14 protein-coding genes and 1 riboswitch are annotated in these 12,371 nt (G+C 71.4%); of the genes, 7 read left to right on the forward strand and 7 right to left on the reverse strand.

Features of this window, described 5'->3' with window-relative positions:
• Positions 1-128: 128 nt before the first annotated feature.
• Entirely contained in the window at positions 129-332 is a 204-nt protein-coding gene (locus tag DEJ34_RS03995) for a type II toxin-antitoxin system HicA family toxin (protein ID WP_110823653.1), read from the forward strand.
• Positions 329-709, forward strand: a complete 381-nt coding sequence (locus DEJ34_RS04000) for a hypothetical protein (RefSeq protein WP_110823654.1) — start codon at positions 329-331, stop codon at positions 707-709. Before DEJ34_RS03995 ends, DEJ34_RS04000 begins: the two co-directional genes overlap by 4 nt.
• A gap of 7 nt (positions 710-716) precedes the next feature.
• Here the strand turns inward: DEJ34_RS04000 and DEJ34_RS04005 are convergent, their stop codons facing one another.
• From DEJ34_RS04005 to DEJ34_RS04015, 3 genes are all read right to left on the reverse strand, one after another.
• Entirely contained in the window at positions 717-923 is a 207-nt protein-coding gene (locus DEJ34_RS04005) for a hypothetical protein (RefSeq protein WP_110823655.1), read from the reverse strand.
• A gap of 161 nt (positions 924-1,084) precedes the next feature.
• On the reverse strand, positions 1,085-1,984 hold the full coding sequence (locus DEJ34_RS04010) for an SDR family oxidoreductase (protein WP_110823656.1): 900 nt from the start codon (positions 1,982-1,984) through the stop codon (positions 1,085-1,087).
• A 70-nt stretch (positions 1,985-2,054) separates the two neighbouring features.
• Entirely contained in the window at positions 2,055-2,537 is a 483-nt protein-coding gene (locus DEJ34_RS04015) for a GNAT family N-acetyltransferase (protein ID WP_110912031.1), read from the reverse strand.
• A 68-nt stretch (positions 2,538-2,605) separates the two neighbouring features.
• Here DEJ34_RS04015 and DEJ34_RS04020 point away from each other — a divergent pair, with 68 nt between their 5' ends.
• The gene (locus tag DEJ34_RS04020; RefSeq protein WP_110912032.1) at positions 2,606-3,490 is read left to right on the forward strand and encodes a LysR substrate-binding domain-containing protein; all 885 of its coding nucleotides are present in this window, start codon (positions 2,606-2,608) and stop codon (positions 3,488-3,490) included.
• 12 nt (positions 3,491-3,502) lie between these two features.
• Here the strand turns inward: DEJ34_RS04020 and DEJ34_RS04025 are convergent, their stop codons facing one another.
• The 4 genes from DEJ34_RS04025 to DEJ34_RS04040 form a co-directional block, all read right to left on the reverse strand.
• Positions 3,503-3,763 (reverse strand): hypothetical protein, encoded by a 261-nt coding sequence (locus tag DEJ34_RS04025; protein WP_110912033.1) that lies wholly within the window; start codon positions 3,761-3,763, stop codon positions 3,503-3,505.
• Positions 3,760-4,242: an FBP domain-containing protein gene (locus tag DEJ34_RS04030; RefSeq protein WP_181419408.1), complete on the reverse strand. Its 483-nt coding sequence runs from the start codon at positions 4,240-4,242 to the stop codon at positions 3,760-3,762. Before DEJ34_RS04030 ends, DEJ34_RS04025 begins: the two co-directional genes overlap by 4 nt.
• Positions 4,243-4,322: 80 nt before the next feature.
• Positions 4,323-5,060 (reverse strand): M56 family metallopeptidase, encoded by a 738-nt coding sequence (locus DEJ34_RS04035; RefSeq protein WP_110912034.1) that lies wholly within the window; start codon positions 5,058-5,060, stop codon positions 4,323-4,325.
• Positions 5,061-5,072: 12 nt separating this feature from the next.
• A complete protein-coding gene (locus DEJ34_RS04040; protein ID WP_110823987.1) occupies positions 5,073-5,459 on the reverse strand; it encodes a BlaI/MecI/CopY family transcriptional regulator in 387 nt (128 codons plus the stop codon).
• A gap of 152 nt (positions 5,460-5,611) precedes the next feature.
• Positions 5,612-5,729, forward strand: a riboswitch (glycine riboswitch).
• Positions 5,730-5,906: 177 nt separating this feature from the next.
• Here DEJ34_RS04040 and gcvT point away from each other — a divergent pair.
• From gcvT to DEJ34_RS04060, 4 genes are all read left to right on the forward strand, one after another.
• Positions 5,907-7,022 carry a glycine cleavage system aminomethyltransferase GcvT gene (gcvT, locus tag DEJ34_RS04045; RefSeq protein ID WP_284180703.1) on the forward strand — a complete coding sequence of 372 codons (1,116 nt, stop codon included), beginning with the start codon at positions 5,907-5,909 and terminating at the stop codon, positions 7,020-7,022.
• A gap of 4 nt (positions 7,023-7,026) precedes the next feature.
• Complete coding sequence (gene gcvH, locus DEJ34_RS04050; protein ID WP_110823663.1) at positions 7,027-7,404, forward strand: glycine cleavage system protein GcvH; 378 nt, start codon at positions 7,027-7,029, stop codon at positions 7,402-7,404.
• A complete protein-coding gene (gcvP, locus tag DEJ34_RS04055; protein ID WP_110911561.1) occupies positions 7,401-10,340 on the forward strand; it encodes an aminomethyl-transferring glycine dehydrogenase in 2,940 nt (979 codons plus the stop codon). Before gcvH ends, gcvP begins: the two co-directional genes overlap by 4 nt.
• A 375-nt stretch (positions 10,341-10,715) precedes the next feature.
• On the forward strand, positions 10,716-12,344 hold the full coding sequence (locus tag DEJ34_RS04060; protein WP_181422258.1) for a peptide ABC transporter substrate-binding protein: 1,629 nt from the start codon (positions 10,716-10,718) through the stop codon (positions 12,342-12,344).
• Positions 12,345-12,371 lie beyond the last annotated feature (27 nt).

A 12,371-nucleotide genomic window follows, 5' to 3' on the forward strand; every position in this document is an offset into this window, starting at 1 on the left:
CGACCTCGGCGCGGTGCTGCGTCTGGGGATCGTTCTGCTGTGCTTCTCCACCAGGAACCGGCCGCCGGGTCACCACGAGCGTCCAATGCCGCTAGACGAACTTGTCCAGCTCGAGTTGGACACGTACCGTGAAGCGTGCGGACCTCATCCGCGCCCTCCACCAGCGAGCGCAGCGACGGGGCGTCGAGTTCGTGCTCCTCCGGCACGGCGGGCGCCACGACGTGTTCCTGTTCGGCAGCGCACGCATCGAGGTCCCGCGACACCGGGAGATCCGGGAGATGCTGGCGCGCGCGATCATCCGTGCGTGCGACGACGGGGAGGACGACCGATGACCACGAAGCACACAGTCCGGGCTCAGCGCGACGGACGTTCCTGGCTCGTGTGGATCGACGACGAGTTGCGGACGCAGGCGCGACGGCAGCGCGACGTCGAGTTGATGGCCCGCGACTGGTTGGCGAACATGCACGACCGCGACGCGGACAGCTTCACGCTCGACGTCGAGTTCGTGCTGCCGGACTCGGTCCGTGCGCACCTGGACCGTGCGGTGGAGCTGCGGGCCGAGGCCGACCGAGCACGACGAGCCGCCACGAACGAGACGGCAGCAGCGGCCCGGGAACTGCACGAGGCCGGGCTCACCCTGCGCGAGATCGGGCCGCTGCTCGACGTCTCGTACCAGCGAGCGCAGCAGCTGGTGGCCGCCGCGGAGTGACCCGCGCTCAGGCGACGGGCGCGAAGTGGTTGCGACCGATGACGGTCACGTGCAGGTCGACCTCACGGGAGGGGACCTGGTCGGTCAGGGAGATCCACTCGCGGGCCACGAACGCGACGGACGGCCACCGGCGGACCTCGGTCACGGGGAACCCGTCGATGAACACCTGCCACATGCCCTGCTCACGGACGGCCTGGACCTCGTGCGTCGCCATGCCCGAAGCGTAGCAACGGCACCAGCGGACCGGCCAGGACGGCGGAGCCCCCCGGCCGGCCAGCGGGTGGGAGCGGCCCGCGGCTCGGAGCGCCCCGCGGCTCGGAGCGCCCCGCGGCTCGGAGCGCCCCGCGGTTCGGAGTGGCCCCCGGCTCGGAGTGGTCAGGGCGTGACCATGCCGCCGTTCACGTTGAGGGTCTCGCCCGCGACGAAGCTCGACTCGTGCGAGGCCAGGAACACGTACGCGGGAGCGAGCTCGGCGGGCTGTCCGGGGCGACCCATCGGCGACTCGCTCGACCCGAAGTCCGGCAGCGTCTCGGGGTCGACCCCGGCGGACACCTGGAGCACCGACCAGGTCGGCCCGGGCGCGACCACGTTCACGCGGATGCCGCGCGGGATGAGCTGCTGCGCGAGCCCCTTCGAGAAGTTGTTGACGGCCGCCTTCGACGCCGCGTAGTCGAGCCGGTCGGGGGCGGGCTGGTAGGCCTCCATCGACGCGGTGGTGATGATCGTCGAGCCGGGCTCCAGGTGGGGGAGCGCCGCCTGCACGAGCCGGAAGAGCGAGAGCACGTTGACGGTGAAGGTGTCGACGAGCTGGTCGTCCGGGATGTCGGTGACCTCGGCGCGCCAGTGCTGCTTGCCGGCGCAGCTGACGATCGCGTCGAGCCCGCCGAGTTCGGCGACGGCCCGCTCGACGAGCGCGGCGGGGTAGTTCGGGGCGGTGAGGTCGCCCGGGATCGTGACGGCCTTGCGACCGGCGGCCTCGACCAGGGCGACGATCCGCTGCGCGTCCTCCTCCTCGTCGGGCAGGTAGGCGAGGGCGACGTCGGCGCCTTCGCGTGCGTAGGCGATCGCGACGGCCGCGCCGATCCCGGAGTCGGCGCCGGTGATCAGCGCGCGACGCCCGGTGAGGCGCCCGGTGCCACGGTAGGAGTCCTCACCGTGGTCCGGCTTCGGGTCCATCCGCGACTCCAGGCCGGGCTCCGGCTGCTGCTGCGGTTCCGGGCTGGTGTTCGGGTACCGGGTCGTCGGGTCGCTGTACTCGTACTGGTCGCGGGGCATGTCGAGGACCGTACGCGGACCGGCCGGGAGGCCCGTCAACAGGTGCGCGCTCCGGCCTGCCTCCCCGGCGTCAGAGGTCGAGCGCCATCGCCACGTCCGCTCGGACGTACGGGCTCGGCGGGTGCTCGTCGGTCCGGAGGTGACGGAACCCCGTCGTCTCGTACAGGTGCACGGCACTCGTGAGTCCGCTGTTCGTCTCGAGGAGCACCCGGCGTGCGCCGAGCTCCCGGGCGCGGTCGACCGCGGCGCGGATGAGTCGGCGTCCGGTGCCGTGCCCCTGGTGGTCCGGGTCGACGGCCATCTTCACGAGTTCGAACGCGTCGTCGCCGTGCGGGGCGAGCCCGACGCAGCCGACCACGTCGGAGCCGAGTCGGGCGACGAGGACGACGCCGCCGGGCTCGACGATGTGCTGGACGGGGTCGCCGAGCAGTCGACGGTCCTCGTCCTCGAGTGTGAAGAACGTCGTGATCCAGCGCTCGTTCAGGGAGCGGAACGCGGCGGCGTCGGCGGCGGAGGACATGTCGTCGATGACGACCTCGGTGGTGGCGGGCATGCCTCCATCCTGGGTCGCCGAACCAGACACGTCCAATACTCGTTCGGACGGATCGATAGCATTCCGGTATGGATCGTGCTCCCGAGGTCGACCTCCGACAGCTCCGGGCGTTCCTGGCGCTCGCCGACGAACTGCACTTCGGTCGGGCGGCCGTCGACCTGGGGATCGCGCAGCCCGCGCTGTCCCAGCTCATCCGCCGCGTCGAGGTCGCCCTCGGCGTGGAGCTGTTCGCGCGCACCTCGCGGAGTGTCGCCCTCACGCCCGCCGGTCGGGTGCTGCAGGGGCGGGCGCGGTCCCTCCTGGCGCAGGCCCGACGGGACCTGGACGAGACCGTGCGGGTCGGGCGGGGAGAGGCGGGTCGGCTCGACGTCGGGTTCGTCGTCTCGGCGCTGCCACTCGGTCCGATCGAGCGCGTGCAGCGGTTCCGGGAGCGCTTCCCCCTCGTGCGCGTCGAACTCACCGAGGGGTTCTCCTCGCGGCTCGTCACCGCGGTCCAGCGCGGGGAACTCGACCTGGCCGTCGTGCGCGACCCGGACCCGGTCGACGGCGTGCGGTTCACCCGGTTCCGGAGCGAGCCGTTCGTGGCGGCGGTGCCGCGCGGCCACCGGTTCGCCGGACGGACGAGCATCCGGGGGCCGGAGCTGCTCGACGACCCGTTCGTGTTCTTCCCCGCCGAGGCCGGCAGGCTCGCCACCGAGCGGAACACCGCGCCTGTGGCCTCGGGTGGTCGGCGTCCGGTGATCGTGCAGGAGGCAACGACCTGGGCGACCGTGCTGCACCTGGTCGGCGTCGGCCTCGGGGTGACGGTGCTGCCGGAGAGCGCGGCGCTGGCGGCCCCGGACACGGTGGTGCTCCTGCCGCTCGAGGGCAGCGCGCACCGCAGTGAACTCGTCTGGGCGTCCCGGTCGGGTGACGACCGCGAGGTCCTCCGCAACTTCGCCGCCGCGGACTGACCGGGCGCGGAGTCAGCCGAGCGGCAGGACCGGTGCACGCTGGTCGCCGAGCTCGTCCTCGCGCCACGGTCGGGTGCCGGTCAGCGCGAGCCCGAGCTGCACGAGCACGAACGTTACGTGGGGTTCGACGTCGGGGTCCCACGGCCCCTCGACGCCGAGGCCGAACGCGCCGAGCTCGTCGTCGGCCTCGTCCCGGAGCGTGAGACGCCACCGGCCGTCCCCGAGCTCCTCGGCGACGGCCCACCGCGCGGTGCGGAAGCGGTCCGGCGTCACGCCGTCTTCATGATGTCGGCCGTGAAGTTGTGCAGCCGCGCGAGCAACGACTCGGACCGCATCGCGATCGTCGCCGGCGGGTTGAGGTGCGGCGGTGCCGTGCGGATGAGCATGGAGCAGCCGAGGTCCTCGCAGATGTACGAGCCGATCGTGTTGCCGTTCCGGCCGGCCTCACCCGCGCGGGCAGCGGAGAACAGACGCACCTGCGTCGCCGGCTGCGGGGAGTGGCAGAACGAGCACATCGCCGCGATGCCCGGACGGAGCGAACCACCCGCGGCCCGGACGACGATGCCGACGGGCTTGCCGTCCATCCAGGACACCATGTACCCCCGGCGGGCGGCCTGGGGGTCACGCCAGCCCAGGTACTCGCGTTCGTTCCACAACGTCTCGTGCAGCCCCGGGATCGGGAGTTGCGCGAGTTCGTCGGGCGTCGCGTTGACGAAGGACGATCGGATGTCGGATTCGGTGAGCGGCTGCACGGTTCCCCTCGCGGTGGCGGACCGGACCAGGCTAGCCCCGTGCGCCGACAGGCGGACGCAGCGCGGGCCTCCCGTCCGGTTCAGGACAGCCGGGAGGCCCGGACCGCGCCGAGCGCACCGGTCCCGTCCGCCACCAGCACCGCCCGACGGAGCGCGTCGCGGCCGACGCGACGCGCGGCGGCGTCGTCGGCGGCGAACTCGACGAGGACACGGGTGGACCGGGCCATCGCCCGTGCTCCCGGGACCCACGGCACGGCCCGTTCCACGGACTCGGCGAAGCCGACGACCGACGCGTGGTGCTGCCGGAGGTGGGCACGCTCGTGGGCGACCACGGCCTCCAGTTCGTCCGTGCGCAGCCGATCGGCGAGCCCGGTGCTGACGAGGACACCGCCCGACCGGCCGGGCACGGCGCACGCCAGGGCGGTGTCGGCCTGCAGCACCGCGACGAGGGTGCCGTCCACCTCGCGGTGCGGTGCTGCGCCGGCGCGGAAAGCCTCGCGCACGGCCGCGTGCGCGGGACCCGGTCGGACGCGGACCGCGACGGCGAACGCGATCACGGCGAGGACGGCGACGCCCACGTTGAGCCCGTGACTCGGCGAGTCGCCGATGCCGAACGGGTCGCCCAGCGGCCGGTCCGCGAGCACGACCAACGCGATGCCGACGACGAACCCGGCCGTCCCGACCACCACCGCGGCCTGCCATGCGGCGATCGCCGTCCGCGGGCGGTCGATCGTCCACCCCGCCCGGGTGAGCACGCGCGGGACGAACGCGACCACCGCGAGGGCGAGCACGACCAGGCAGACGCCGGTGACGACCACGGGACGGACCGGTCAGGGGCGGGTGCGCGAGTCGATCGCGCGGCGGAGGACCTCGAGGTCCCCGGACGCGAGCGAGCCGGTGAACTGCAGGAGCGCGGCCTCACGGTCGGAGGCCGCGGCGAGCGCGGTCGACATGAGCGACGCGGTGTGGTCCTCGCGCGAGTGCGCGGCACGGAAGGTCAGCGGAGCATCCGCGTGTTCCTCGCGCAGCACCGCACCCTTGCGACCGAGCCGGTCGAGCACGGTGAGGACCGTCGTCAGGGCGGGCCGGGGCTCCCCGAACGCGTCGAGGACCTGGCGGGCGGTGAGCCCGTCGCTCGCCGAGGCGTCGGCGGACCAGAGCGTGTCGAGCACCGCCTGCTCGAGCTGCCCGCGGGGGCGCGATCGCTGTCCTGCCACGACCGCCACTCTACGTGATGTCGAACGGCCGACCGGTGCTCCCGTCGCCGAGGACCGGGTCGGTGGTCGGCGAGACCGCCGGACGCGCAGTCCGACACATGCCCGTAACGCGGGCTCGGTATGCTCACCGGACAACAGAACACGACGGCCGACCACCCGCCGCGGGAGAGCCCGACCGGATCGCAGCGCATCATCGATGCTCCTCCGGTCCCGGGCACCGAAGGAGCAAGCTCCCCGCCAATCTCTCAGGTCCAACACCGCAGCGGACAGGCCACTCTGAAAAGCAGACGCGATCGACGTGGGCGCATCCCGCGGCGCACCGTCTCGCCCACGGTGAAAGCCGCAGGACCTCACGGGCCGCGGTGAAGCTCTCAGGCCCATGACAGAGGGGGAGTTCCGCACCCGACGACGGTCGTCGGGCCCTGCCGATGTCAGGAGGACTCCGTTTTGTCCGAACCACTGCGTTCGTCGCCGCTCGAGGCAGCGCACGAAGCCGCCGGTGCGACCTTCACCGACTTCGCCGGCCACCGCATGCCGGTCCGGTACTCGTCCGACCTCGCCGAGCACCACGCCGTACGTCGAGCCGCAGGGGTGTTCGACCTGTCGCACATGGCCGAGATCGGCGTGCAGGGACCCGACGCCGTCCCCTACCTCGACGCCGCACTCGCCGGGTCGTTCGGCGCGATGCCGGTCGGCCGGGCGAAGTACTCGCTGCTCCTCACCCCGGACGGCGGCATCCTCGACGACCTCGTCGTGTACCGCACCGGAGAGGACGTCTTCCTCGTCGTCGCGAACGCCGGTAACCGGGACGTCGCCGTCGCGGCCATGCAGGACCGTGCCGCCGGGTTCGACGTCCTCGTGACGGACGACTCCGACCGGACGGCCCTCGTCGCGATCCAGGGGCCGGCCGCAGCGGGCACGCTCGACGCCCTCGTCGTCGCCGACCGTCTGCAGCCGGAGTCCCCGCTCGACGAGCTCCGGTACTACCGCGTCCTGCACGCCCTGTTCGACGGCAGCGAGGTGCTCATCGCCCGCACCGGGTACACGGGCGAGGACGGCTTCGAGCTGTACAGCGACACCGAGGTCGCCCCGGCGATCTGGGACGCCCTGCTCGCCGCCGGGGCCGAGCGCGGGGTGGTGCCCGCCGGGCTCGCGGCGCGTGACACCCTCCGCCTCGAGGCCGGCATGCCGCTCTACGGCCACGAGCTCGACACCTCGGTCCGACCCGCACAGGCCGGACTCGGCCGGGTCGTCGCCACCTCGGGGTCCTTCGTCGGCGACGGCGGCGTGCAGCCGGCCCCCGACGCCCGCGTCCTCGTCGGCATCGTGATGGAAGGACGCCGTGCTGCCCGTGCCGGGTACGACGTCCTGCGCGACGGGGTCGTCGTCGGCACCGTGACCTCCGGCGCGCTCTCGCCGACGCTCGGCCACCCGGTCGCGATGGCGTTCGTCGACCCGGACTGCGCCGACGGGGGACAGGTCCTCCACATCGACGTCCGTGGCACCGCCATCCCCGGCACCGTGACCGCGCTCCCCTTCTACCGCCGCGCCTCGAAAGGCTGATCCCATGACCGACCAGACCGCACTGCAGTACACCAAGGACCACGAGTGGATCCTCGTCGAGGGCGACGTCGTCACCGTCGGCATCACCGACCACGCGGCCGAGCAGCTCGGTGACGTGGTCTACGTCGAGCTCCCCGCCGTGGGCACCACCACGACCGCCGGCGAGCAGCTCGGTGAGATCGAGTCCACCAAGAGCGTCGGCGAGCTCTTCGCCCCCATCGAGGGCGAGGTCGTCGAGGTCAACGAGGCCGTCGTCGCGACCCCGGACACCATCAACCACGACCCGTTCGGCGCCGGCTGGCTCGTCAAGCTCAAGGTCGACGGCACGACGTTCCCCGAGGACCTCATGGACCACGACACGTACCGGGCCTCGATCGCATGACCGCGGACCAGGACCTCACCACGTCGACGAACCTGCAGACCACCTTCGCCGACCGCCACATCGGCACGACGTCGGCCGAACAGCAGGCCATGCTCGACGTCGTCGGCCAGCCGTCGCTCGACGCCCTCGTCCGGGCAGCCGTCCCCGAGTCGATCCACGCCGCACCGGTCGCGCACTCGAGCGTGCCGACCGCGGTGGGGGAGACCGAGGCGCTCGCGGAACTGCGGGCCGTGGCCGGGCGCAACACCGTCCGCCGGGCGATGATCGGCCTGGGCTACTCCGACACGCACACGCCGGCGGTCATCCAGCGGAACGTGCTCGAGAACCCGAGCTGGTACACGGCCTACACGCCGTACCAGCCGGAGATCTCGCAGGGCCGGCTCGAGGCGCTCATCAACTTCCAGACGATGGTGTCCGACCTCACCGGCATGGCCACCGCGGGTGCCTCGATGCTCGACGAGGGCACGGCCGTGGTCGAGGGCATGCTCCTCGCCCGTCGCGCCTCGAAGGTGAAGGGTGACGCGTTCCTCGTGGACGCCGACCTCCTGCCGCAGACCGCCGCGATCCTCGGCCACCGCGCCGAGGCGGTCGGCATCACCTTGCGCTCCTTCGACGCCGCGGACGGCCCCACCGACGAGCAGCTCGACGGTGCCTTCGGCGTCGTCCTGCAGTACCCCGGCGCCTCCGGCCGGATCGTCGACCCGAGCCGTACCGTCGAGCGCGTCCACGCGGGTGGCGGCATCGCCGTCGTCGCGGCAGACCTGCTCGCGATGACGCTGCTCGCGAGCCCCGGTGACCTCGGTGCCGACGTCGCGGTCGGGACCAGCCAGCGCTTCGGCGTCCCGCTCGGGTTCGGCGGACCCCACGCCGGGTACCTCGCCGTCCGCGCGGGCCTCGAGCGTCAGCTGCCGGGCCGACTCGTCGGGGTGTCCTTCGACGCCGACGGCAGCATGGCCTACCGGCTCAGCCTCCAGACCCGCGAGCAGCACATCCGCCGCGAGAAGGCGACGAGCAACATCTGCACCGCGCAGGTGCTGCTGGCGGTCATGGCGTCGATGTACGCGGTCTACCACGGGCCCGAGGGCCTGCGGTTCATCGCGTCCCGGGTTGCCCGGACGGCCACGGCCCTCGCCGACGTCGCCCGCGCAGCCGGCGCCGAGCTCGTGCACGACGCCTTCTTCGACACCGTCACGCTCCGGTTCGCCGGCCGCGCGGAGTCCGTCGTCACGGCAGCGCACGAGGCCGGGTACCTGCTGCACCTCGTCGACGCCGACACCCTCCAGCTCTCCGTCGACGAGACCACCACGCCCGAGGACGTCGTCGCCCTCGCCCGGGTGTTCGGCGCGACCGACGTGACCGTCCCGGCGATGGAGACCGCCGTGCGGGACGCGACCACGGGCGTCGCGTCCGGGCTGGAGCGCGCGAGCGCGTTCCTGACCCACCCGGTGTTCAGCGCCCACCGCAGTGAGACGCGGATGATGCGCTACCTCAAGCACCTGTCCGACAAGGACTACGCGCTCGACCGCGGCATGATCCCGCTCGGCAGCTGCACCATGAAGCTCAACGCGGCGACCGAGATGGCCGCCGTGACGTGGCCCGAGTTCGCCCGACTGCACCCCTTCGCCCCGCGCGGGGACGTGGAGGGCTACCTCGACATGATCGGGGACCTCGAGACCTGGCTCGCCGAGGTGACCGGCTACGACACCGTCTCGGTGCAGCCGAACGCGGGCAGCCAGGGCGAGCTCGCCGGACTCCTCGCGATCCGCGGCTACCACCGCTCCCGCGGCGACGAGGCACGCACGGTGTGCCTCATCCCGTCGAGTGCGCACGGCACGAACGCGGCGTCGGCGGTCCTCGCCGGCATGCGGGTCGTCGTGGTCGCCTGCGACGAGGACGGCAACGTCGACCTCGACGACCTCCGGGCGAAGACCGCGCAGCACGCCGAGCAGCTCGCCGCGCTGATGATCACGTACCCGTCGACCCACGGGGTGTACGAGCACGACATCACCGCGGTCTGCGACGCCGTGCACGACGCCGGCGGCCAGGTCTACGTCGACGGCGCGAACCTCAACGCGCTGCTCGGGCACGCCCGATTCGGGGACTTCGGCGGGGACGTCTCGCACCTCAACCTGCACAAGACCTTCTGCATCCCGCACGGTGGTGGCGGTCCAGGCGTCGGGCCGGTCGCCGCGAAGGCGCACCTGGCACCGTTCCTGCCCGGGCACCCGATGGCGCAGGAGGCCGACCGGCGGACGGGTGCCGAGGCGTCGACCGAGGACGGCCGGCTCGCGCACGCGGGCGGTCCGGTCTCCGCCGCGCCGTACGGCAGCCCGAGCATCCTGCCGATCACCTGGACCTACGTCCGGATGATGGGCGTCGAGGGCCTCACCCGCGCCACCGAGGTCGCCGTGCTCGGCGCGAACTACCTGGCGGCGCGGCTGCGCGAGGCGTTCCCGGTCCTGTACACGGGCGAGTCGGGTCTGGTCGCGCACGAGTGCATCCTCGACCTCCGCCCGCTGCGGGAGGCGACGGGGATCACCGTCGACGACGTCGCGAAGCGGCTCATCGACCACGGCTTCCACGCCCCGACGATGTCGTTCCCGGTCGCGGGCACGCTCATGGTCGAACCGACCGAGAGCGAGGACCTCGCCGAGCTCGACCGCTTCGTGGACGCGATGCTCGCCATCCGGGCCGAGGCGGACGCGGTCGGCCGGGGGGAGTGGCCGGCGGAGGACAACCCGCTCGTGAACGCCCCGCACACGGCAGCGTCGGTCATCACCGGCGAGTGGGACCACGCCTACACGCGGGAGCAGGCGGTCTACCCGTCGGCCGGGCAGGCGACGCGCAAGTACTGGCCGCCGGTGCGCCGCATCGACCAGGCGTACGGGGACCGCAACCTCGTGTGTGCGTGCCCGCCGATCGAGGCGTTCGCGTAGCCGGGTCGCCATCCTGACGACGACGGACGGGAGGCCCGTGGCGGATCCGCCACGGGCCTCCCGTCCGTCGTCGTCCTGCCATCGCCGACGGTGGAGCGCTCCGACCACGAGCCGCTCTCGACCACACCTGTGGTTCACCGGGACGTCACCTGGACGATGCACGGACCTCGATGCAAACGCAACAGATCACCTGATACCGGCTCGCGCACGCGGGGAAGTTGCACTTTGCCGCAACGATCCTGCAACTTGGTTTCAGACGTGTAACCGATGTGCGCTGGGTTTGGACGGGCCCCTCAGCACTGCCTACAGTTCAGGAGTCAAACGCGGCGGGAGGGACCTCTGTGCCCGGCGCGTCCCATGCACCAGGAGGAACTCTTGATCAAGAAGCGCGCTGGGCTCTCTGCCCTCGCCGTGCTCGGGGCCACAGCTCTCGCCCTGACCGGCTGCTCCGGCAACGGTGGCGGAAGTGGCTCGGGCTCCGGCTCCACGAACGCCAACGGCATCGTCACCACCAACGGCAGCGAGCCGCAGAACCCGCTCATCCCGTCGAACACCACCGAGACCGGTGGCGGCAAGATCATCACGTCGCTGTTCGACGGTCTGTTCACCTACGACGCCGACGGCAAGCCGGTCAAGGAACTGGCGAAGAGCGTCGAGACCGACGACTCCAAGACCTTCGACATCACGATCAACACCGGGTGGAAGTTCACCAACGGTGAGGAGATCACCGCGGAGTCCTTCACGAAGGCGTGGAACTGGGCGGCGCAGAAGTCGAACGCCCAGGGCGCGAGCTACTTCTTCGAGAACATCGAGGGCTACGACGCCGACAAGGACTCCGAGCTCACCGGCCTGAAGGTCGTCGACGACGACGAGTTCACCGTCACGCTCAAGTCGGCGCAGTCGGACTTCCCGCTGTCGCTCGGCTACAACGCCTTCGTGCCGCTCCCCTCGGCGTTCTACGACGACCCCAAGGCCTTCGGTGAGAACCCGATCGGCAACGGTCCGTACAAGCTCGACGGCAAGAAGGCCTGGACCCACAACCAGGACATCAAGCTCGTCGCGAACGAGGACTACCAGGGCAAGCGCAAGCCGAAGAACGGCGGTCTCACGATCACGTTCTACAGCACCCAGGACACCGCGTACTCCGACGCCCAGGGCGGCAACCTCGACGTCCTCGACGCCGTGCCGGACGCCGCGTTCTCGACCTACAAGTCGGACTTCCCCGACTCGAACGTCAACCAGGCCGCCGCGATCTTCCAGGCGATCTACCTGCCCTACTACCTCGACCACTGGAAGGGCGAGGAGGGTCAGCTGCGTCGCGAGGCGATCTCGATGTCGATCAACCGCAAGCAGATCACGGACAAGATCTTCCAGGGCACCCGTACCCCGGCGAAGGACTTCACCTCCCCGGTGATCGACGGCTGGACCGGCGACCTGAAGGGCTCCGACGTCCTGAAGTACGACCCGGACGAGGCCAAGAAGCTCTGGGCCGAAGCCGACAAGATGTCGAAGTACAACGACACCCTCACCATCACCTACAACGCCGATGGTGGCCACGAGGCATGGGTGACCGCCGTCACGAACTCGATCTCGAACACGCTCGGCATCAAGGCCGAGGGCAACGCGGTCCCGACGTTCGCCGAGGCGCTCGAGCTCCAGACGGACGACAAGCTCAAGGGCGGAAGCCGTACCGGTTGGCAGGCCGACTACCCGTCGCTGTACAACTTCCTCGGCCCGACCATGGGTGAGGGTTCGTCGAACAACTACTCGCGCTACGACTCGGCCGAGTACAACGAGCTGCTCGCCAAGGGCCGTTCGGCCGCGACCGTCGAAGAGGGCAACAAGTTCTTCGACCAGGCGCAGGAGCTCCTGTTCCAGGACCTCCCCGAGATCCCGCTCTGGTACTCCAACGTCACCGGCGTGTGGTCCGCGGACAACGTGAAGAACGTCAAGTTCGGCTGGGACTCGGTGCCGCTGTACTACGACATCGAGGTCACCAAGTAACACCGGTCCTCGCGGAGGACCCATCGC

It is taken from the genome of Curtobacterium sp. MCPF17_050 (genome assembly GCF_003224435.2).
Lineage (GTDB): Bacteria > Actinomycetota > Actinomycetes > Actinomycetales > Microbacteriaceae > Curtobacterium.